This is a genomic window from Mucilaginibacter corticis (genome assembly GCF_007558865.1).
Lineage (GTDB): Bacteria > Bacteroidota > Bacteroidia > Sphingobacteriales > Sphingobacteriaceae > Mucilaginibacter > Mucilaginibacter corticis.
Genome location: NZ_VLPK01000004.1, coordinates 125,720 through 148,670, shown reverse-complemented (window position 1 = coordinate 148,670; position 22,951 = coordinate 125,720). Strand labels below are relative to the sequence as shown.

Below are 22,951 nucleotides of genomic sequence, written 5' to 3'. Positions count from 1 at the left end.
TACAGCCTAATAACAACACCGCAGCGAAAAAAGTTAAAAATATCCGCATAAAAAAACAGCATACTTGTATATCAAATATGCTGTTTTAAATATGTTTAAGCAACTAATCTCTAATCACTAATCTCTGATAACTAATTACAACATTCCACCATCAACCGGGATAACCTGTCCGGTGATGTAAGTTGCCATGTCTGACGCTAAGAAAACGCATGCGTTGGCTACGTCTTCAGTTTCGCCGGCACGTTTAAGCGGGATAGATGCCGCCCAGCCTTCAACAACTTTAGGGTCTAAAACCTCGGTCATTTCGGTGCGGATAAAGCCCGGAGCGATAACGTTGGTACGAATATTACGTGAACCTAATTCTTTAGCTATTGATTTTGAGAAACCGATAATACCTGCTTTTGAAGCCGCATAATTCGACTGACCGGCGTTACCGTCAACCCCAACAACCGAACTCATGTTAATGAACACGCCATCGCGGTTTTTCATCATGATCTTTGATGCCGCTTTGGTAACGTTAAAGATCGATTTAAGGTTAACCTTTAATACGTCGTCCCACTGCTCTTCTGTCATGCGCATCAGTAAACCGTCTTTGGTGATACCGGCGTTGTTTACTACAATATTTAAAGTGCCAAAATCGGCAATGATATCGTTGATCAGTTTATCAGCCTCGTCAAATTTTGAAGCATCGCTGCGATAGCCTTTTACTTTAGTGCCAAAGCTTTGCAGCTCCTGCTCTAAGGCCTGGCCTTTCTCAACAGATGATAAGTAAGTAAAAGCCACATTAGCGCCGTGCTCGGCAAACTTTTCGGCAATTTTGCGCCCAATACCTTTTGACGCTCCGGTTATTAACGCGGTTTTTCCTTCTAATAATTTCATAAACTTTATTCAGAATCAGTTTCGGGCAGCGAAGATAAGAATTTAGTATGAAAAGTTGATGAAAGGAAGGGCGGGTAAATCAAACCGCCATTGCGAGCGATAGCGTGGCAATCTCTACACGCCAGGTATGTCGTTTACCTATCGTGTAGAGATCGCCACACTCGTACCTCGTTCGCGATGACGATCATGTCTGATATCGTCCAATATGATATTGCTTACGCAAAGCTCTATTACCATATCCTCAACATATTTAAAAATATCTTACATTTTTTGTAACAAAACAAATAATCCATCATCATAATGATACTATACAGTTAAGGTAACCAGTTTAAGCTGTAAGTTTTGTGAGGGCCCGCCTACCTTAAGGGTTCCGGATAAAAAAACCAAAAAAATAATGGCTGATTTAATTTTTTCACTATGGTGGGTAGTTCCCGTCGTGGTTATTCTTGTGATGTACAAATTTGTACTTCGTGTTTTCTTCGGTATGATCATCGTACCTGATGACCGTATCGGGCTGGTGGTTAAAAAGTACGTGCTGGCGCGCGATAAGCGTCTGCCCGACGGCCGCATCATCGCCATACATGGCGAAGCAGGTATGCAGGCCAAAGCGCTTGCCCCGGGCCTGTACTGGCGCATGTGGCCGTGGCAGTACAGCATTACTATGGAAGCTTTTACCATCATCCCGCAGGGTAAGCTGGGCCTGGTAAAGGCCAAAGACGGCGCGCCTATGGATATGGGCCGTGTGCTGGGTAAACCGGTAGACTGCGACAAGTTCCAGGATGCTATTGCATTTTTGGACAACAAAGGCCAGAAGGGCCCGCAGGCTGCATTCTTAACGCCGGGTAGTTACCGTATCAATACCTTCTTGTTTGAGGTAGAGATGGTGCCTATTACCCAGATCCATGAAAACAAGGTGGGCATAGTAACCACGCTTGACGGTGAACCGCTTGACAAAGGCGAAATTGCGGGTGTATCCGTAGCAGGGCACAAAAACTACCAGGACCCTATGGCCTTTATCAACGCAGGCGGTATGAAGGGTTTGCAGGAAGATGTGATCCTGGCGGGTACTTATTACCTTAACCCCTGGTTTGTAATTGTTGAACAGGTGGATATGGTTTACATCCCTATCGGCTATGTGGGCGTGGTCAACTCGTTCGTAGGCCCTGAGGGTAAGGACACCACCGGCGACAGCTTTAAACACGGTAACATTGTAAAACATAACGAAAAAGGTGTTTGGGAACAACCGCTCGACCCCGGTAAGCACCCGGTAAACATTTACACCCATGCGGTTGAGGTTGTGCCTACCACCAACATTGTGCTGAACTGGGCCGACAGCCGTACCGAAGCGCATGAGCTGGATAAGAACCTGTGTACCATCACCGTACGTTCGTCTGACGGTTTTACGTTCAACCTGGACGTGTCGCAGATCATCCACATTCCGCGTAACGAAGCGCCAAAGGTTATCGCCCGTTTCGGTAACATGCGCAACCTGGTGTCGCAGGTGTTGGAGCCTACCATTGCCAACTACTTCCGTAACTCGGCACAAAAGAGTGACGTGATCGAGTTCCTGGCAAACCGGATCCAAAGGCAGGATGATGCCAAGCAGCACATCAGCAAGGTATTGGATAATTATAACGTAGTTGGTGTTGATACGCTGATAGGTGACATTACGCCGCCGCCCGCCTTGATGAAAACCCTGACCGACCGTAAGCTGGCCGAACAGGAAAAGATCACTTATGAGATACAGCGTAACGCGCAGATTGAACGTAAGGAATTTGAAAGCGCTAAAGCCGGTGCAGATATGCAGCCTGAAGTTGTGAAGTCGACCCGCCAGGTTGAGATCAACACACAGATGGCCGCATCTAAGGTAGCCGCGTCAAAAGGTGAGGCCGAAGCCAAAACCATTAACGCTAAAGCGGATGCCGAGGTGCGTACCATTATAGCCAAGGCCGATGCCGAAGCCAAGACCGTAAACGCCAAGGCCGACGCGAACGCCACCGAAGTGAACGGTAGTGCCGAAGCCAGCAAGATCAAGGCCATTGGTTTGTCAGAAGCCGAAGTAACCAAGCAAAAAACCGAGGCCATGGGTACCGAGCAATACGCCATTGTACGTGTAGCCGAAGCTTTGGCTGCCCACGGTATTAAACTGGTGCCCGACATACTGGTAAGCGGTAAAGAGGGCGGTGGTAACGGCATGATTGATGCGCTGATAGGCAGCGAAATGCTTAAAAAGCTGCAAACAGCGAATGATAACGTTATTATTAAACCTGCCGATGATAAGACAGTCGACTAATTAATAGCCTTTCGTAGCGATGGGTTTAAAGCCCATCGCTAATTATATCCGGGTGATCTATTTTAAATATGGATCACCCTTTTTATTTTGTTGACAACCCTTTTCGATGTTATCAAACCGTTAATAGTTTTTATATATTTGGTTAAACCAATTACCTAAACATGAAAACCATATTAAAACTTACCACCGCATTATTATGCCTTCAATTATTGGCAATAACCACATTTGCCCAGGCCAGCAAAAAATCATTTACCGGCATCTGGGAATTGTCACAAGCATCTGCTAACGGCCAACCGTTACAAAACTCTCCGCATGGCTTTTTGAAAACATTTAACAGCGACGGTACATTTGCCAATGTACAAATGCGCAGTACCGGAGCCCTTATTTCACACAGTGGAAAATACTTTGTTAAAGACGGGTATTATTTAGAAAGAACTTTGTATCGGATCCCCGAAATGAGTGGCGGCCCTTTAGGAAACGACTTCAAAATAAACTATCAATTCAGCGAAGACCAAAAACAGGTTACATTCAATTTCACTGTCGAATCGGGAATGAAGTTCACTGAAGTTTGGCGGAAGCTGTAAGCGGAACTCTTGCAACGTAGGGTACTCTATCGAGAGGCCATGCGGGGACGGGAATCAATAGCCTCTTATAACGATGGGTTTAAAACCCATCGTTATGTTGTATCCGGGTGATTCATTTTAAAATATGGATCACCCGGATTTTTTGCCTATCTTGTAGTATCAATCCCCTTTACTATGGTCGCAAAAAATTTACTCCGCTTTATTTCTTTAGTTGTGGTATCGGCTGTTTGCTGTCGGGCATCGGCACAAACTTATAAGCCTGGGGCATTTACGGATCCCGACAGGTTAAAAAAGATCGAATCGACCTATGCCGTAATTGATCAGCTATATAAAGATTACGCGGATAAAAGTCATTGGCCGGGCGTTACTTACGGCATTGTGGTTGATGGTAAGCTGGTGCATACCGGCGGCTATGGCTATACCGATATTAACGCTAAGATCCCTGCCGACGCGAGTTCTGATTTCCGTATTGCATCTATGACCAAAAGCCTTACCGCCATGGCTATTTTAAAGCTGCGCGATGAGGGAAAAATAAAACTGGACGACCCCGCCTATCTCTATATCCCCGAAATGAAGGGCATGAAATATTTAACTAAAGACGCTACACCCGTCACCATAAAAAACCTGCTGACCCACACCGCCGGCTACCCCGAAGATAACCCATGGGGCGACCGCCAATTGGCCGCCACTGATGAAGCTTTGGTAGCGCTTTATAAAAAGGGCGTTTCTTTTTCAAATAACCCCGGCCAGGGATACGAGTACAGCAACCTTGGCTTTGCAACCTTGGGCTACATTATTAAAAAGGTATCGGGCAAAACGTATGAGGACTATATCACCGAATATATTTTAAAACCGCTGGGCATGACCCACACTTACTGGGAGTATACCAAAGTACCCAAAGATAAGCTGGCCCTGGGTTACCGCTGGTTGGATGGCAAGTGGGTAGAGCAGCCGCTGCTGCATGATGGCGCGTAAGGCGCCATGGGCGGACTAATAACCACCATTGAAGATTTTAGTAAATACATGGCTGTACACCTCAACGCCTGGCCGCCGAGGGACGATGACGAAACCGGCCCGGTAAAACGCAGTTCGGTGCGCGAGATGCAGTATCCCTGGGATGTAAATTATTTGTCGGCCAATGCTAAAACGCCTACGGGCAGGCCATGCCCCAATGTAAGCGCCTATTGCTATGGCCTGCGCTGGGCAAAGGATTGCGATTACCGCGTTTACGTTGGCCATACCGGCGGTTTGCCGGGCTTCGGCAGCCAGTGGAACATCATGCCTGACTACGGTATCGGCGTGGTTTGTTTTGCCAATTTAACCTATGCCAATACCGGCGAGATCAATAACCGGGTGTTGGATACCTTGCTTGCCCTCTCGGCCATAAAACCGCGGGCTTTACCTGCTTCGGCTATTTTAGACCAGCGCAAAAGTGACCTGCTAAGGGTGATCACCGACTGGAGCACGGCCAAAGCCAGCGGTATATTTGCCGATAACTTTTTTATGGACTATTTCCCCGATCAGCTAAAAATTGCGACAGCAGATGCTTTCGCCAAAGCGGGCAAGATCAATAACGTAACCACCGTTATCCCCGAAAACCAGATGCGCGGGTATTTTATCATGCAGGGCGAAACGGCAAATATCCGTATATCATTTACGTTGACACCCGAAAACCCGGGATTGATACAGGCTTATCATATGGACGTGGTGGGGAAGTAGTGATAAATTAACCGATGCCATTAATTTTGAACTCAATTACTGCGAGATGAAAAACACTCATCATTTTCATTAACAAAAACATTAATTTTGTTTTATTACCATCATTTAAGACATAAGCATGAGCACTTTAAAATACCCGCTGAATAATGCACAGATAGAATTGATGAAGCTATTTGGCACAGATCTGTCCAGTAAGGATTTGAAAGATATGAAACAACTGTTGTCAAAGTTTTTTGCCGATAAGGCTATCAAAGCTGCTGATGATTTGTGGGATAACAAAGGACTAACCAATGATGATATGGATAAATGGTTAAATGAGAAGCAGTAAAAAACTAACTGTTGTTATTGACACCAACGTTTTATTAGTATCGATATCAAGCAGATCAAAATATCATTGGCTTTACCAAGCTTTGCTTAAAGGCAAATTTAGTATGGCTATATCACAGGATATCCTACTGGAATATGAGGAAATTATTGGTAAACAGTGGAGTAAAGAGGTAGCTGTAAATGTGCTGAGATCACTCAGTGAGCTACCAAATGTAGTTTTTGTTCCGATATTTTATAAATTAGGCTTGATTACTACCGATAATGACGATAACAAATTTGTGGATTGTGCATTTGCCGCAAACGCAGACTACATCATAACCCATGACCATCATTTCGATGTATTGCAATCGGTTCCGTTCCCACGCATTCCTTTGGCCAACATTCATCAATTTGAGCAAATCTTAAAGTTTTAAATTAAGCTACGTATAGAGCACCGACATACGGAGTCTCCCCCTTGTCAAACCTGTGTAAACATCCCTCTCCAAAACAAATAATACCCTTAATTTGTCGTATTTTGTATAGTGTTAAATCGAAGCAGATATGGTTTGATTTAATGTAAACAGATTAATTAATAATTAAGATGAAATACAATAATTTAACACCCGACGAAGAGTGGGTAATATTACATAAGGGTACAGAAAGGCCGTTTACAGGGTCATTATTAGATAACAAGGCCGAGGGTTTATACGTTTGCAAACGCTGCGACGCACCCCTGTATACGTCAGAAACCAAATTCGAATCGCACTGCGGCTGGCCAAGTTTTGATGATGAAATTCCGGGCGCTGTTAAGCGTGTTCCGGATGCCGACGGGCGCCGTACGGAAATTGTTTGTGCCAATTGCGGTGCCCACCTGGGCCACGTGTTTGAGGGCGAATACCTGACACCAAAAAACGTAAGGCATTGTGTCAATTCCGTGTCGATGAAATTTGTGCCCCGGTCATAACAATTTTTTCGCCGATAATCTTAATACTCCCGTAATGTTTATTTAACAAGTTATTAATCAGTGCTTTTTAATCTTAACAAAAATATTGTTTATAACTTATAGGTGATGTGTAAAACTATCACTAACATCTAAAATCAGCAACTCATATCTTTGGATTATAAGTTCTTTAAAGCACCAGAATTACCGGTGTCCTTGCCGGTAAAAAAGGGAAAAACCACGACAAAATTGTGGGCTGATATACACTGTTAACATAGTTGAATAGGGATTAGTGAGGGTGAATGTTTAGCGTAGTTTAATGTGATAAATTTTGGTTTATCACCATTTTATAACAACTGCGCCGGGGCATTGTCGGCTAAAATTACCGGGGTAGCTAAAGAAAATTAAGGGTTAAAAAAATAAAATAGTAAAGCGCATGGCAGAAGAAACAGAATTATTATTAAAAGAGAACAAGGATCGTTTTGTTATTCTTCCTATCAAGTATCCCGCAATTTGGGAGATGTATAAAAAATGCGAAGCCAGCTTTTGGACGGCAGAAGAAATTGATCTTTCTGATGATTTGAAGCACTGGGAAAACCTTAACCCAGGCGAAAAACATTTCGTATCGCACATCCTGGCTTTCTTTGCTGCAAGCGATGGTATTGTGAACGAAAACCTGGCGGTAAATTTCATGAGCGAAGTGCAGTTGCCGGAGGCACGCTGTTTCTACGGTTTCCAGATCATGATGGAAAATATCCACTCAGAAACCTATGCGCTTTTAATTGATACCTACGTTAAGGACCCTGCCGAAAAGGACCGCCTGTTCCACGCTATCGAGACCGTACCGTGTGTAGGTAAAAAAGCCGAGTGGGCCCTTCGCTGGATCAACAACGGATCGTTCGCCGAACGCTTGGTTGCATTCGCGGCAGTTGAGGGTATCTTCTTCTCGGGCAGTTTCTGCTCTATCTTCTGGTTAAAGAAACGCGGCTTAATGCCGGGCCTAACCTTTAGTAATGAGCTGATATCGCGCGACGAAGGTATGCACTGCGAATTTGCCTGCCTGCTGTACCGCATGTTAGAGAACAAACTATCAAAAGAAGCGGCTACAGCCATTATAACCGACGCGGTTGAGATAGAAAAAGAGTTTATTAACGACGCGCTGCCGGTTAGTCTTATCGGTATGAACGCCAAACTGATGAGCCAGTATATTGAATTTGTGGCCGACAGATGGCTGGGCGAGCTGGGTTATGACAAAGTATACGGCGCCTCAAATCCATTTGATTTTATGGAGATGATATCGCTGCAGGGCAAAACCAATTTCTTCGAGAAACGTGTGGGCGATTACCAAAAAAGCGGTGTATTAAACACTCAGGAAAGCAAATCATTCTCGTTAGACGAGGATTTTTAAGAAAACCAGTTATTAGTATCAGTTAGCAAGATAACCGATACTGCAATGTATAGAGATAGATAATATAATACCGGTTAGTATGCAGGTGCTAACCACTAATCATTAAAATGCCAAGAAATTATGTTCGTAGTAAAAAGAGACGGTAAGCAAGAGTCAGTAAAGTTCGACAAAATAACCGCACGCATCGAGAAGCTGTGCTATGGTTTAAACCCTTCATTGGTTGATCCGGTTGATGTGGCTAAAAAGGTAATTGAAGGTTTGTTTGATGGTGTAACTACCTCAGAACTGGATAACCTTGCTGCCGAGACCGCGGCATCATTAACGACGAAGCATCCCGATTACGCGTTACTGGCATCGCGTATAGCTGTTTCTAACTTGCATAAAAACACCATCAAGTCGTTTTCTGAAACCATGCGCAACCTGTACCAGTACGTTGACCCTAAAACCGGGAAAAACGCCGCGTTACTGGCTGACGATGTTTACCAGATCATTGAAAAAAATGCTGAAGAACTGGATAGCAGCATTATTTACGACCGTGACTTTGGCTTTGATTACTTCGGCTTTAAAACCTTAGAAAAATCATACCTGTTAAAACTGGATGGCAAAATTGCCGAGCGTCCGCAGCACTTGTTCATGCGCGTATCGGTAGGTATCCACAAAGAAGATATTGCCAGCGCCATCAAAACTTACAACCTGATGAGCGAGCGCTGGTTCACCCACGCTACACCTACCCTGTTTAACGCGGGTACACCAAAACCACAAATGTCGTCATGTTTTTTGTTAACCATGAAGGATGACAGTATTGACGGTATTTATGATACTTTAAAGCAAACTGCTAAGATCTCGCAAAGCGCAGGCGGTATCGGCTTAAGCATCCACAACGTACGTGCTACAGGTTCATACATCAGCGGTACTAACGGCACCAGCAACGGTATTATCCCTATGCTGCGCGTATTTAATGATACTGCCCGTTATGTTGACCAGGGCGGCGGTAAACGTAAAGGTGCTTTCGCTATCTATTTAGAGCCATGGCATGCAGATATCTTCGAGTTCCTTGACCTGCGTAAAAACCATGGTAAAGAAGAAATGCGCGCACGCGACTTATTCTACGCCCTTTGGGTGAGCGACTTGTTCATGCAGCGCGTTGAAGCTAACGAAGACTGGAGCTTGTTCTGCCCGCACGAAGCACCCGGTTTGGCAGACTGCCACGGTAAAGAGTTTGAAAAACTATACAAACGTTACGAAAAAGAAGGACGTGCCCGTAAAGTGATCAAAGCACAGGAACTTTGGTTTGCAGTGCTTGACGCCCAGGTTGAAACCGGTACGCCATACCTATTATATAAAGATGCTGCCAACGGCAAATCAAACCAACAAAACTTAGGTACTATTAAAAGCTCAAACTTATGTACCGAAATTTTAGAGTATACCTCTGCTGATGAGATAGCTGTATGTAACCTGGCATCATTAGCGTTGCCGCGTTATGTGATCAACGGCGCTTTTGATCATCAAAAATTATATGAAGTGACTTACCAGGCTACTTTAAACCTGAACAAGATCATTGACCATAACTACTACCCGGTTAAAGAAGCCGAATACTCAAACCTGCGCCACCGCCCTATCGGTTTAGGTGTGCAAGGTTTAGCAGATGCTTTCATATTGCTGCGTATGCCGTTTGAAAGCCCTGAAGCTAAACAACTGAACAAAGAGATCTTTGAAACCATCTACTTTGCTGCCATGACCGCTTCTAAGGACCTGGCTATAAAAGATGGCGCTTACGAAACCTTTAAAGGTTCGCCATTGTCAAAAGGCGAGTTCCAGTTTGACTTGTGGAAAGTAAAACCGGACAGCGGCCGTTGGGACTGGGAAAACCTGCGCTTAGATGTAATGAACCATGGTGTACGTAACTCCTTATTAGTAGCGCCAATGCCTACCGCTTCAACCTCGCAGATATTGGGTAACAACGAATGCTTTGAGCCATACACCTCAAACATTTATACCCGCCGTGTATTAAGTGGCGAGTTCATCATTGTAAACAAACACTTATTGCGCGACTTAGTGAACCTTGGCTTATGGAACAACACCATGAAAGATAAGATCATCACTGCAAACGGTTCTATCCAAGATATCGCTGAAATTCCGCAAGATTTGAAGAACCTGTACAAAACAGTTTGGGAGATCAAGATGCGTGATATTATAGATATGGCTGCCGACCGTGGTGCTTACATTTGCCAGTCGCAATCATTAAACCTGTTCATTAACTCGCCAAATGCTTCTAAGCTGACTTCAATGCACTTCTACGCATGGAAGAAAGGTTTGAAAACGGGTATGTACTACCTGCGTACACAAGCGGCATCGCAAGCGGTTAAATTTACAGTTGAGAACCAGGGCGGTAAAAACATGGACCCAGTTATACCAGAAGTGGTACAACAAGTGGCAGACGAAATACCAGCCGGCCCAACCTGCTCAATGGAAGAAGGCTGCGTGACTTGCTCGGCATAAGCTAATCGTAGAGACGCAATACTTTGCGTCTTTTACAAATAATATTTAAAGACATCCTATTATCAGGGTGTCTTTTTTATTTTCAATCATTTTCCGGGAGACACAAAGTATTGTGTCTCTATTTGGGTAAAAGAAGAAATTAGGCTGACAATGGGTATAGCCTTTTTGCGTTATATTTGTTGATAAGCAACATGATCCACTCTAAACATGAAATAATTGCCTGCGACCGTTGCGGTACCGGCATTGAATGTAAGGCAAACTCTTACACCAAATGCCAGTGCAGTGTAGTGCAGCTTACCTTAAACGAGGTACAATACATCAGCGAGAATTATGAAGGCTGCATGTGTGCGAATTGTTTAATGGCCTTGCAACAGGAGTATCGGGACGCGATGGGGATAGTATGATTTTACACTAATGATTTTCTTTGCGGATTAATGTAATCTATTGCATTTTCTTCAAACAAATCTTCCAAAGCATTACAACCTTTTTCAATTTTATAATTTTGCTCTGATTCGGTTATAGGAATAACCCAGTAGCAATGAGTGGTTTTACCACCAAAATCAAAAAACTCTAACTTTTCACCGTCAAGATAAGGCAATGAAATAAAGCAATGATCACATTTTGAGTTATCCAACCAAGGTCTTCCAATATTAAACGTATGATGTATATCCAATGGTTCAGCATTTTTATGATAAGAGGCAGCGACCGTTAAAAGTTCAACTAAAGTAAAATCTTCTTTCGGTGAAAATATAAAAAGCTCAACCATGATATTGCTAACAATCCCAGGCGACATACCCACGGAACAATAAGTCCACATATTATGTTTAGGGTTTGGCGGAAATTCCAATACGTGAAAAAATGGATCAAGCTTTTTATGTGGATCTATACTCCACCTAAGCTTATTTCCTACAATTCCGAAATGATCCTCGTAATGCTTTCTTAAGGTAATTGTATATTGGTTATCCATTCGTATAATAGTACTTTAAAAGTAACCAAAAAGCAATAAACTTACGAAGTTTTAAAAACTTCGTAAGTTTGGCTTACAACGATATGCCCACCTTCACCACCCAAATCCCCTGCGAATTTGACCGCAACTATTTTTTAAAAATAGAAGACGACGGCCGCGTGGCTTACGCTTATTTACTGGAAGGCGAAGACACCATTGGCGATGTATGGCTATATAACCGGCAGGAAGCCCCGGCTATTTCTTTTTGGCGGACTGAGGACATGCCATTTTTAAACCCAACCGAATACCTGGCAAAAGAAGCCGCGATAAAACCGATATCGGCAGAAAGCGAGATCCGCTGCGAATGGACTGAATCTTTAGACGATGGCCTGATAGAAGTAGGTATTTATATCCGCGACAAGTTTATCGCGTCGGTAGCTTCAGGTTCAAAACCGGGCTGGTCGGTATTGGTAGCTAAGGACGGGCCGCTGGCGTTGGTTTATTAAAGTTGGTGACACTATATTGTCAGTAAACGCCATGCTAAAAAATGACCTAAAAGTCATGAAAAGTGTGCCAAACTGTACCATCAAACCCGAATAAAAGAATCAACTTTTTTATTATCAATTAGTTACAAAAACAGGTGTACCAAAGTGTATCTTCAATACACATTTGCTTTGGTACACCTGTTATAACCCAACGTGCATGGTAAAGCGCGGACGCTTTACCATGGGTCATTGACTAAACCGGTTCTTTGCTAAAGATCTCTCTTGCGACTTTGGCGGCAGCCACCATGTTTTGCAGGGCTATCTTGGTTTCGGGCCATTTGCGGGTTTTAAGTCCGCAGTCCGGGTTAACCCAGATGTTGCCGGCAGGCAGCAGGTCGGCCGCCTTTTCTAGCAGGCTTACCATTTCTTCGGTAGTTGGCACGCGCGGCGAGTGGATATCATAAACACCCGGGCCAATCTCGGCAGGGTACTTAAAGTCAGCAAAGGCTTCCAGCAGTTCCATTTGCGAGCGCGAGGTTTCAATGGTGATCACATCGGCATCCATATCGGCAATATGCTTGATAATGTCGTTAAACTCGCTGTAGCACATATGTGTATGGATCTGTGTTTCGTCCTGCACACCCGCCGCCGAGATCCGGAACGCCTTAACCGCCCAATCCAAGTAAGTTGCCCAATCTGCTTTGCGCAATGGCAAACCCTCGCGGATGGCCGGTTCATCAATCTGGATCACCTTAATGCCTGCCTGTTCTAAAGCAACCACCTCGTCGCGTATAGCCAAAGCTATCTGGTTGGTAGTAACAGAGCGTGGCTGATCATCGCGCACGAACGACCATTGCAGGATGGTAACCGGCCCTGTCAGCATCCCCTTCATCAGTTTATCGGTATTGGCTTGCGCGAAGCTTGTCCACTTAACGGTCATATCCGCCGGACGGCTCACATCGCCATAGATAACCGGCGGCTTAACGCAACGGCTGCCATAGCTTTGTACCCATCCGTTTTTGGTGAACAAGAAGCCGTCAAGCAGCTCGCCGAAGTACTCCACCATGTCATTGCGCTCAAACTCGCCATGTACCAATACGTCAAGCCCTACCTCCTCCTGCCAGCGGATGGCATCGATAGTGGCGTGGGCAATCTCGGTATCATATTGCTCCTGGGTAAGCTCACCTTTCTTTAATTTGGCGCGCAGCTGTCGGATATCGTCGGTCTGGGGGAATGACCCAATGGTAGTTGTAGGGAACAATGGCAGTTTAAACGCCTGTTGCTGGATCTTCTGCCGTTCGGCAAAGGGGCTAACGCGGTCAGCGTCCGCGTTGGTGATTGCAGCAACACGCTGTTTTACCTCCTGCCTGTGGATCAGCTTAGAGACGTTACGGCTTGATATGGCTTTTAAATTGGCCTGCAGCAAGTCGTTGTTACCATCAATGATCAGGCTCAGTTCGTTAACCTCGTTGAGCTTCTGTTTGGCAAAGGCCATCCAGTTCTTAATCTCCGGGTTAATGGCGGTTTCCAAATCAAGATCGAATGGCGTATGCAGTAACGAGCAGCTTGGCGCTATCATCACCCTATCCGTACCAACAGCGGCAACAGCATTCTTGATCAGGCTTAATGAACGGATATAATCATTCTTCCAGATGTTACGGCCGTCAACCACACCTAATGATAAGATCAGGTTATCGGGCACCAGGCTCAATACCTTATCCAACTGCTGCGGCGCACGCACCAGGTCAATATGCAGCGCGTTAACCGGCAGACTTAGTGCCAGCGGCGTGTTTTCATGCAGGCTCTCAAAATAAGTAGCCACCATCAGGTTTAAGCCCGCGCACGCTTTGCGAATCTCCTTGTAAGCATAGGTATAGGCATCTTTTGCTTTTTGATTAAGATCAAGCGCCAGGAAAGGCTCATCCAATTGTACCCATTCAGCACCGTAGCTTTTTAGCTTTTTAAGGATGTCGATGTACACCGGCACCAGGTTCTTGATCAGGTCGATCTTTTCAAAGCCCTGCTCTTTTTCCTTACCCAAAAGCAGGTAGGTTACCGGGCCAATCAATACCGTTTTAGGCGCTTTGCCTAATGTATTGAGTCCGAGGGTAAATTCCTCGAATACCTTTTCAGAGAAGATCTTGAATTGCTGGTTAGCGGTAAACTCGGGCACAATGTAATGGTAATTGGTATCAAACCATTTGGTCATTTCCATGGCGGTAATGTCCAGGCCGTCTTTCTGGTAACCGCGTGCCATGGCAAAATATAGGTCAATTTCGTTATTGTCCGGGTTTTTACTCAGCACCGGCGTGTACCGCTGCGGGATAACGCCCAGCATGAGCGAGGTATCCAATACCTGGTCGTAATAGCTGAAATCATTACAGGGGATTAGGTCGATGCCGGCCTCTTGCTGTACCTGCCAGTTTTGCCGGCGAATGTCGCGGGCGGCGGCAAATAATTCTTGTTTACCGGTTTTGCCGGCCCAGTATTGTTCACTGGCTTTTTTGAGTTCACGATGGGCACCCACACGTGGGTAGCCGAGATTGTTTTTGAGCATACGCATAAAACTTTTTTGGTTAAACATTAATTTGACTTAATGCTCCTTACGGTTTTCGGTATGCTTTCGTGGAATGGTAATAAAAGACACGCAGGCAAAATCACAGGCATACAACACCCGTAAAGATTCCTTTTTGTGCTCTGACTACTGCTTCAAAACGCGAAAGCATTGTCTTAAACAAATGGCAAGTATCCTGGCTTGTAACGTTGATGCCGTCCTTCTCATCCGCTTTTGGCAAACAATGGACATATTTGGAGTTAAGGCATCAACTGTGGTGTGTTACTTACAGTTGCGCGACAGCCCGTGATTTACACACGGTTCCTTTTTAATCGCGGTCATTATAACCGCAAACCTATCTGTTGAAAATAAAGTAAAGAACTTGCAGCAAATATAGATAAGATTATATCAACCCTATAACACTAATAAAAGAATAATCTTATTTTTGGGTACAGATGACATCTACCCAAAACACATTTATCCTGGTAATTAACGGCAAGCCCGAAGGCCCGTTTACGATTGACGAATTAAGATCGCGCCAAATAAAACCCGGCGACTTTGTAAAGACCGGCGACATGTCCGACTACAAGGAAGCCCGTGAAGTTGCCGAACTGCGTGAACTTTTAGGCTTTAAGAATGAGGTGTTCCTGCAGTATTATGCCTCGTTTGATCAGCGCGCCACTGCAGCGGTGCTGGACTGGGTATTTGTAGCCGGCACCTGTATATTGCTGTTATTTGTAGCATCCTTATTTATTGAGAAACAGCTGGTGGTTTTCGCATTAATATTAGCCCTGCTGATTATTGTGCCCATAGTTTACCTCATCTATCATATGATGATGGAAAGTTCTGCCAAACAAGCCACCTTTGGTAAGCGCATCATTAAAATTAAGGTTTGCGATATGCAGGGCAATCGCCTTAGTTTTGCCCATGCTGCCGGCCGTAACCTGGCTAAAGTACTTTCTGTAGGCACACTGGCTATCGGTTATTTATATGCATTTTTTAACAAGCAGCAACAATGCCTGCATGACAAGGTTGCGGGCACGCTGGTAATCAAAGACCGATTATAACCAATTCTTTACGATAGCCTACCTGCCTAAATTTTATCTTAGCATAAAATTGTAAGCTATGAAATACTTTTACCTGTTGTGCGCTTTGCTGGCCTTTACTGTCGTGAATGCGCAATCATCTCAAAAAGACACCATACAATTAGCAGACCCCACTATATTTTATGAAGACGGCCAATATTACCTGTATGGTACAGGCAGCAATAAAGGTTTTCCGGTGTACCAATCGTCCGACCTGGTAAACTGGAAGGCAGGGGTTGGTAAAGCTGATGGCGGTTTAGCACTTGCTAAAGGCGATAGTTATGGTGATAAATCGTTCTGGGCGCCGCAGATCTTTAAGAACAAGGATAAATATTACATGGCTTATGCGGCTAACGAAGATGTCGCGATAGCTGAAAGTGACAGTCCGCTTGGACCATTCAAGCAATCGGTCGTTAAAAAGATCTTGGGGCCGGTGCACCAGATAGACCCGTTTATATTTAAGGACACTGATGGTAAACTATACTTATACTTTGTTCGCCTGCAAAATGGTAACCGGGTATTTGTTGCTCCCTTAAAAGATGACCTGTCGGACATTGATACCGCAAAAGCCAAAGAATGCGTAAACTCAAGCCTCCCCTGGGAAAACACAGCCAACAAAAGCTGGCCTGTGTGCGAGGGGCCGACTGTGATTAAACACAATGGTTTGTATTACCTGCTATATTCAAGTAACGATTATCAGAATATCGACTATGCCATCGGTTATGCTATGTCAAAATCGCCAATGGGTCCGTGGACCAAGAACCCGTCAAATCCTATCATCAGCCGTCATTTGGTTGGATTTAATGGTACCGGGCATGGCGATATCTTCACCGGTAAAGACGGGCAAATGTATTATGTATTGCACACACATTACAGCAATACCAAAGTACAGCGCAGAAAAACAGCCATTATCAAATTAGCTTTCACAAAAGATAAGCCCGCGGCCTTAGTGGCCGACAAGAACAGCTTTAAATTTCTGACGATAGACAAATAGATCAGGCGCTTAATATGGCGGCTGCAAATTCACGGCATTTGGTAACTTCCTTCACGTCGTCTGATCCTGCCGGGATCTTGTATTCCAGTTCTATCGTCGCCGGGAACTTGTAGTGATTCTTTTTCATCAGCAGCAATACTTCTTTTATCGGGGTGTCGCCCTGCCCCCATTCGGTATTCGGGCCGTTATTAACCTTACGGTCTTTAATGTGCATACTGGTAATACGCTCGTGGTTTTTCAGGATAAAATCAACCAGGCTGGGGTTATTACCCGCTACGTAATGGCCGATATCCAGATTGATGCAGTTATATTCTGACTGGCTCATGGCGGTGTCCCACAAAGTTGGCGTGGCCTGTGTATGGGCATGGTAACCAATACGCATTTTATGTTTCGCGGCTATGTCGCCAATGCGCTTGGTTTGCGCGTCGCTTTCGGGCATTTCGCAATTGCAATGATTGGCGCCAAGTGCTTTGCCCGCGTTAAAGGCATAATTGATCTCATCATCAGTATTGTGATCGCCAAATACTACGGGTTTGTAGGCGTAGATCTGTACACCCGCATCTTTAAATTTCTTACCTATCTGCTTAAAAACATCCATTGATACCGTGGCTCGCCATTGAGCCATCGCCTTGTTAAAATCGGCACCCGACTGCCCGGCTTCATGCTTTGGAGCACCTGCGGATAGCTCGGCGGCATCGCCACGCAGCTCGACACCGCTCAAGTTATTTTGAAGGCAGTATTGCAGCATATCCTCGGCGGTAACGTTCTTCATATCGCGGTATGAATAGGTTGTTACCCCTATGAGCACCCCGCCCACAACCGAGTTAGGCTTATCGGCTATGCCAAAAAACGAATGGGCAAATGTTGTTTTAGGTAACAATAGCGTACCTGCTGCCGCAACTGCGCTACTGCCAATAAACCGGCGACGGGATAAGTGACGGATATTCATAAGCGATAATTTATGTAAATAATGGTTGATGTAAGGTAGCAAAATTTGACAAGGCCGAGCAAACCTGTAGTCAAATTGTTACTTGCACAAAACATTATCAAACAAAAAATCCCGGCCAAACCTGACCGGGATCTCAATATCTACAAAGCTTTCTGCTTTAGCCTTTCAGCTTTAAGCTAACTTAGCCAGCTCCTCTGCCATAGCAGCGCCAATTTCGGCAGGCGAAGCAACAACGCGGATACCACACTCGGCCATGATCTTCATTTTAGCAGCAGCAGTATCATCGGCACCGCCAACAATAGCACCTGCGTGGCCCATACGGCGTCCCGGAGGCGCTGTCTGGCCGGCAATGAAACCTACCACCGGTTTAGTACCATTTTCTTTTATCCAACGAGCAGCTTCGGCTTCCATGCCGCCACCTATCTCGCCTATCATAATGATGCCATGTGTTTCAGGGTCATTCATCAACAGCTCAACCGCTTCTTTAGTTGGTGTACCAATGATCGGATCGCCGCCAATGCCTATAGCTGTGGTGATACCCAAACCGGCTTTAACCACCTGGTCAACCGCCTCATAAGTTAACGTACCTGATTTTGAAACCACACCAACGTTACCTTTTTTAAAGATGAAGCCCGGCATGATACCTATTTTGCTTTCGTCGGCAGTGATAATGCCCGGGCAGTTAGGGCCAATTAAACGAGCATCTTTATCTGTCAAATATTCTTTTACCGCTATCATATCCTTTGTAGGGATACCTTCGGTAATACATACAATAACTTTTATACCGGCTTCTGCAGCTTCCATGATCGCGTCAGCAGCAAATGCAGGCGGAACGAAAATGATAGATACATCGGCACCTGTTTTTGCAACAGCGTCGGCAACGGTATTAAATACAGGGCGGTCTAAATGCGTTTGGCCGCCTTTACCCGGTGTAACACCGCCAACAAGCTGGGTACCATACTCTATCATCTGCGATGCGTGGTAGCTACCTTCATTACCTGTAAAACCCTGAACTATAACTTTAGAATCTTTATTTACGAGAACACTCATTGGTATTTGATTTCTTTTATATCGCAAAGCTAAAATTATTTTTCGCCCCTGCCTGTATCGGCATACAATTTTTTATGATATGATGAAAAATTTACAATCGCACCGTAAAGGTGTCCGTCCGCTTGGTACGCGGACAGATCGGACAAAGCGGACAAGCTTGCAAAAGTTAAACATTCCCAATATTTGAGTGTCCGACCGTCCGTTTTGTCCTGTTCCCCTTTCGGACGGACACCTTTATACCGATTTTTTTATGGGCGTTACCTTCCTAAGGTCAGGTCAGGCTGTACACTCATACGCCTTCAGGCCTTAGCCACAACCCTGCAACAAGCCCCCAGCTGGCCTGTATCCGTTTCCATCCTTAACGCAAATAAAACCGGTACTACCAAAGCAGTATCGTATCAATGGTAAAATATAATCTACTTGATAATTATCAATCAATATATCCCATTGGTAAAAAATAAAATTTATCAAAAATTTTAATACACTCCCCCCTTCTCCTCTTCTTCTATAAAATAAAAAAAGGGTTAGCAGTTTGGTATAATATTACAGGATATGGCAGTTGATTGGAACAGTATACAAATATACATATAATTTATTGATTATCAAATATTTAATTAAAAAATCAATATTACTCAGAGTGTCCGTCCGCGATAGGTGCGGACACCTTTCGGACGGTCGGACACCTCATTAACAACCTGTCCGTCCGTCCGATCTGTCCGGGTTCCCTTGCGGACGGACAGCCCTGCCATACAGGTCTGCTATGAGATATCTTTCATTTTAGCAACGGTTATGTTTAATCTTTCGGCAACGGTGGTATCTCCTTCTATTTTCAACACGGCGCAATTTAATTTACTTAACCAATTTAAATGCACAGCAAGGTTGCGGCCATTGGTACTGTTATCATCATAGCCGGTGGCCCAGTTGGTAAAGTCTTTATATAATTTAATCCTTAACGGGTCGGTAAATATGGCATCGCCGTAGCGCTCCACTTCCCGTTTATGCAAGCGATACATTCTTATTTGGTGGGGTACATATAAAAACACCACCAGGTCAAACGCCGTCAGCCACTCCTCGCCCCAGCTAACTAATGATCCGCTCACTATAACATTATCTTCTTTTAAAAAATCGTTTTTAAGCATTGCATTCCGCTCTGCAGGGTCGCGTTTAATCGTATACGGAACATCAGAAGGTATCCAGAAGTACTCGTCCGTATCAAAACAAGCGTACCCCAGATGATCGGCCAAAGCTTTACCCAAAGTGGTTGAACCGGCACAGGATGCACCCATAACATGTATTTTCATAATAGAAGGTTCACAAAAAAGGCAGCTTTAAAGGCTGCCTTTGTAAGTATTATGCTTCCAACTCCATGATCTGCTCTGCCAGATCCTCCCACTGCTGCTGAACTTGTTTTAGCTCGGCTTTCTTTTGGTCATAGGTGGTATTGGTTTCCTTTAATTTAGCGCTGTCGTTGTAGATCTTATCATCAGCCAGTTTAGCTTCCAGGTCTTTTACCGTTTTTTCTAAAGCGGCAATCTGCTCTTCCATTTTTGAAAGGTCTTGGTTCAGTTTCTTTAGCTGCTGAAATTTGTTTTCAGATGGCTGGCTTTGTTTAACCGGCTCAGGCTTTTTCTCCTCTTTTTTTGGCTGAGGCGTTGGCAAAGCTGTTTTGGGCTCTAATTTACGTTTGGCATACCATTCGTCGTACTCGGCATAAGTACCCGGGTATTGCTTGATCTTTTGATCTTCAATAAACCAGATCTTGTTGGCCACGTTATCCAGGAAATACCTGTCGTGCGATACCACGATCACCGTACCTTCATATTGTTGCAAGGCCTGGATCAATATATTTACCGATGCCATATCCAGGTGATTGGTAGGCTCATCCAGTACCAGGAAGTTAGCGTCGGCAGTTAATGCTTTTGCTAATGCCACGCGCGATTTCTCGCCACCCGATAATACCTTGATCTTCTTAAAAACATCATCGCCGGTAAATAAGAACGACCCCAATATAGAGCGCAATTCGGTATCAGTTTGCTTTGGGGCAAATGCCTGTAGCTCCTGCAAAATCTGGTTCTCTAAGTGCAGGCTCTCTAACTGGTGTTGCGCAAAGAAAGTCTGCGTAACGTTATGGCCTGTTACCGCCGTGCCTTTAAAGTCTTTATCGGCACCCGCCACAATACGCAGCAGGGTTGATTTACCTTTACCGTTGGCACCTATCAGGGCAATTTTATCGCCTTTTTCAATAATAGCTTCGGCATCATCCAAAATATCAATGGCCGGATATTTTTTGGTGATATGTTCCAACGTAACTACGTGACGGCCTGATTGCTTGCTGAATTTGAAACGGAAGTTAACTTCAGGGTTATCATCGTCCACATCGTCAATACGCTCCATTTTATCCAGCATCTTGATCCGCGATTGCGCCATTTTTGCTTTGGATGCTTTGGCACGAAAACGCTCGATCAAACGTTCTTCCTGCTTTATTTTTGATTGCTGATTTTTAAACTCGCCACGCTGAATTTCGGCACGCAAGGCTTTTTCTTCCAGGTAAAAAGAATAGTTACCCGCATAAACGGTAAGCTTACCCTTGCGCGATTCGACTGTGCGGTTAATTACTTTATCCAAAAACCACCTATCGTGTGATACGATGATTATAGCACCCTGGAAAGCTTTCAAATAGTCTTCCAGCCATTGAATAGATGGTAAGTCTAAGTGGTTGGTAGGCTCATCCAGTAACAAAATATCGGGTGCCTGCAATAAGATCTTGGCCAGCATTACACGCATGCGCCATCCACCCGAAAAGGTGCTTAGTTTGCGCTGGCAATCAGCTTCGCTAAAACCAAGGCCCGCTAAAATTTCGTGGGCTTTATATTCTATGTTATAGCCATCAAGCGCTTCAAACTCGTGCTGCTTGTCGCTTAGTTTGTGCAGCAGATCTTCGGTATAATCTGTCTCTAATTTTTTAAGTAAAGCTTCAATCTCATCATGCAACTGGTTTTGGCGCTCAAAAGCCTCCATAGCTACATGCACAATATTCTTATCAGACGAGTACGACAACAGATCCTGGTTAAGGTAACCCATGGTGAGGTCCTTAGCCATTGATATGGTGCCCGATGTAGGTTTATACTCACCGGTGATGATCCGCAAAAGCGTAGTTTTACCGGTTCCGTTAGCGCCGATAAGGCCTATTTTTTCACCGGGTTTAATATGCCAGTTGGCCTCATCATACAATGCCCTTGCACCTATCTCGAACGTAAGATTATTTATAGCTATCATTTGGCCGCAAAGATACGTTTTTTGAGGCGAAAGCTGAAAGCTTTGAGGTAAAAGGTAAAAGGCCAAAGATGCCATTTAATGACAAACAGATTTATAAAGATGAAAGAAAAGACCTTTTCCCTCTCGCCTTTAACCTTTTACTCCAAAAATCTACGCCTTCACCGCCTTTAACCACGTTTCTGCCATCAAGGCTGCACCGGCTATTGATGGATGTACGCCGTCGCCTGTCCAATATGCGGGCGGGGCCTGGGTTATGGCTTTATCAAATGCAGCTTGGTATGGTACAAACGGGGCGTTATATTCATCGGCAATATCGCGAGCGGCTTTCTTGAACAGGTCGAAAGTTGGGTACCAATCCTTGGTCACCGATTTTACATTTAAAACACCAAACGGCTCGCAGATGATCAATTTCACATTTGGTAAGGCGGCCTTGGTACGGTCAAGCAGCTTTTTATAATCGGCAATGTAATTATCAATGGTGCCTTTATAACTGCCGTTAAGTGTATGCCAGTAATCATTAACACCTATATGGATACTTAATATATTTGGTTTAACAGTTAAGGTATCGGCGTCCCAGCGGTCGGCCAATTGGTAAACTTTATTGCCACTGATGCCTTTGTTATAGATCTTCAGATCCTTACCCGGGTTTTGCAGCAACAACTGCCCGGCAGCCATCAGCGCGTACCCGTTGCCCATTGCCCCGGCGTCGTTGGGGGACCAATCATTACGTCTTCCCCTGCCCGAATCTGTAATTGAATCGCCCTGAAAAAGGATCACATCGCCTTGTTCGATGCTTATTTTCTTGCCTTTAGGCGCTGCGGCTAATGCTGACGTTACGATTTGCGGAATACTGATAGCCGCGACAGCACCTATTGACGCGCTTTTTATAAAACTACGACGGTTGTTAGATTGATCTTCCATAAACATTAAATTGGTCATACCCCACCAGAGCGGGATCATCGAATTTACAGCTTTATTTGAAAA

At 44.6% G+C, this 22,951-nt stretch carries 19 protein-coding genes, 1 pseudogene and 1 riboswitch; of the genes and pseudogenes, 12 read left to right on the top strand and 8 right to left on the bottom strand.

Annotated features, from left to right (window positions below; all coding sequences use genetic code 11):
- Positions 1-135 precede the first annotated feature (135 nt).
- Complete coding sequence (gene fabG, locus FO440_RS19295; RefSeq protein WP_144249936.1) at positions 136-879, bottom strand: 3-oxoacyl-[acyl-carrier-protein] reductase; 744 nt, start codon at positions 877-879, stop codon at positions 136-138.
- Positions 880-1,273: 394 nt separating this feature from the next.
- Here fabG and FO440_RS19290 point away from each other — a divergent pair, with 394 nt between their 5' ends.
- From FO440_RS19290 to FO440_RS19250, 9 genes and pseudogenes are all read left to right on the top strand, one after another.
- Positions 1,274-3,172 carry an SPFH domain-containing protein gene (locus FO440_RS19290; RefSeq protein ID WP_144249935.1) on the top strand — a complete coding sequence of 633 codons (1,899 nt, stop codon included), beginning with the start codon at positions 1,274-1,276 and terminating at the stop codon, positions 3,170-3,172.
- Positions 3,173-3,333: 161 nt separating this feature from the next.
- On the top strand, positions 3,334-3,756 hold the full coding sequence (locus FO440_RS19285) for a DUF4488 domain-containing protein (RefSeq protein ID WP_144249934.1): 423 nt from the start codon (positions 3,334-3,336) through the stop codon (positions 3,754-3,756).
- A gap of 174 nt (positions 3,757-3,930) precedes the next feature.
- A pseudogene (locus FO440_RS24915) lies at positions 3,931-5,475 on the top strand (serine hydrolase domain-containing protein).
- A gap of 118 nt (positions 5,476-5,593) precedes the next feature.
- Positions 5,594-5,803: a hypothetical protein gene (locus tag FO440_RS19275; RefSeq protein ID WP_144249933.1), complete on the top strand. Its 210-nt coding sequence runs from the start codon at positions 5,594-5,596 to the stop codon at positions 5,801-5,803.
- The gene (locus tag FO440_RS19270) at positions 5,790-6,215 is read left to right on the top strand and encodes a putative toxin-antitoxin system toxin component, PIN family (RefSeq protein WP_144249932.1); all 426 of its coding nucleotides are present in this window, start codon (positions 5,790-5,792) and stop codon (positions 6,213-6,215) included. Before FO440_RS19275 ends, FO440_RS19270 begins: the two co-directional genes overlap by 14 nt.
- A gap of 167 nt (positions 6,216-6,382) precedes the next feature.
- Positions 6,383-6,745, top strand: coding sequence for a methionine-R-sulfoxide reductase (locus FO440_RS19265; RefSeq protein ID WP_144249931.1), 363 nt, complete (start codon positions 6,383-6,385; stop codon positions 6,743-6,745).
- A 412-nt stretch (positions 6,746-7,157) separates the two neighbouring features.
- Positions 7,158-8,129 (top strand): ribonucleoside-diphosphate reductase small subunit, encoded by a 972-nt coding sequence (locus tag FO440_RS19260; protein WP_144249930.1) that lies wholly within the window; start codon positions 7,158-7,160, stop codon positions 8,127-8,129.
- A gap of 120 nt (positions 8,130-8,249) precedes the next feature.
- On the top strand, positions 8,250-10,628 hold the full coding sequence (locus FO440_RS19255) for a ribonucleoside-diphosphate reductase subunit alpha (protein WP_144249929.1): 2,379 nt from the start codon (positions 8,250-8,252) through the stop codon (positions 10,626-10,628).
- A gap of 191 nt (positions 10,629-10,819) precedes the next feature.
- Entirely contained in the window at positions 10,820-11,032 is a 213-nt protein-coding gene (locus tag FO440_RS19250; RefSeq protein WP_144249928.1) for a cysteine-rich CWC family protein, read from the top strand.
- 2 nt (positions 11,033-11,034) lie between these two features.
- Here the strand turns inward: FO440_RS19250 and FO440_RS19245 are convergent, their stop codons facing one another.
- The gene (locus FO440_RS19245; RefSeq protein ID WP_144249927.1) at positions 11,035-11,595 is read right to left on the bottom strand and encodes a suppressor of fused domain protein; all 561 of its coding nucleotides are present in this window, start codon (positions 11,593-11,595) and stop codon (positions 11,035-11,037) included.
- A gap of 68 nt (positions 11,596-11,663) precedes the next feature.
- Here FO440_RS19245 and FO440_RS19240 point away from each other — a divergent pair, with 68 nt between their 5' ends.
- Positions 11,664-12,080, top strand: a complete 417-nt coding sequence (locus tag FO440_RS19240; protein WP_186292725.1) for a hypothetical protein — start codon at positions 11,664-11,666, stop codon at positions 12,078-12,080.
- A gap of 232 nt (positions 12,081-12,312) precedes the next feature.
- Here FO440_RS19240 and metE read toward each other — a convergent pair whose 3' ends face one another.
- Complete coding sequence (metE, locus tag FO440_RS19235) at positions 12,313-14,616, bottom strand: 5-methyltetrahydropteroyltriglutamate--homocysteine S-methyltransferase (RefSeq protein ID WP_144250212.1); 2,304 nt, start codon at positions 14,614-14,616, stop codon at positions 12,313-12,315.
- 166 nt (positions 14,617-14,782) lie between these two features.
- Positions 14,783-14,988: riboswitch (cobalamin riboswitch) on the bottom strand.
- Positions 14,989-15,068: 80 nt separating this feature from the next.
- On the opposite strand from metE, the gene FO440_RS19230 reads away from it, so the two are divergent.
- Both FO440_RS19230 and FO440_RS19225 read left to right on the top strand, forming a co-directional pair.
- The gene (locus FO440_RS19230) at positions 15,069-15,680 is read left to right on the top strand and encodes an RDD family protein (RefSeq protein WP_144249925.1); all 612 of its coding nucleotides are present in this window, start codon (positions 15,069-15,071) and stop codon (positions 15,678-15,680) included.
- Positions 15,681-15,738: 58 nt separating this feature from the next.
- Complete coding sequence (locus FO440_RS19225) at positions 15,739-16,692, top strand: glycoside hydrolase family 43 protein (protein WP_144249924.1); 954 nt, start codon at positions 15,739-15,741, stop codon at positions 16,690-16,692.
- Position 16,693: 1 nt separating this feature from the next.
- Here FO440_RS19225 and FO440_RS19220 read toward each other — a convergent pair whose 3' ends face one another.
- The 5 genes from FO440_RS19220 to FO440_RS19200 form a co-directional block, all read right to left on the bottom strand.
- Positions 16,694-17,641, bottom strand: a complete 948-nt coding sequence (locus FO440_RS19220; RefSeq protein ID WP_144249923.1) for a sugar phosphate isomerase/epimerase family protein — start codon at positions 17,639-17,641, stop codon at positions 16,694-16,696.
- Positions 17,642-17,812: 171 nt separating this feature from the next.
- Complete coding sequence (gene sucD / locus FO440_RS19215) at positions 17,813-18,691, bottom strand: succinate--CoA ligase subunit alpha (RefSeq protein WP_144249922.1); 879 nt, start codon at positions 18,689-18,691, stop codon at positions 17,813-17,815.
- Positions 18,692-19,449: 758 nt separating this feature from the next.
- Positions 19,450-19,992: a P-loop NTPase family protein gene (locus FO440_RS19210; RefSeq protein WP_144249921.1), complete on the bottom strand. Its 543-nt coding sequence runs from the start codon at positions 19,990-19,992 to the stop codon at positions 19,450-19,452.
- A 49-nt stretch (positions 19,993-20,041) separates the two neighbouring features.
- Entirely contained in the window at positions 20,042-21,967 is a 1,926-nt protein-coding gene (locus FO440_RS19205; RefSeq protein WP_144250211.1) for an ABC-F family ATP-binding cassette domain-containing protein, read from the bottom strand.
- A gap of 150 nt (positions 21,968-22,117) precedes the next feature.
- The gene (locus FO440_RS19200) at positions 22,118-22,927 is read right to left on the bottom strand and encodes an SGNH/GDSL hydrolase family protein (RefSeq protein WP_246104274.1); all 810 of its coding nucleotides are present in this window, start codon (positions 22,925-22,927) and stop codon (positions 22,118-22,120) included.
- Positions 22,928-22,951: the final 24 nt, after the last annotated feature.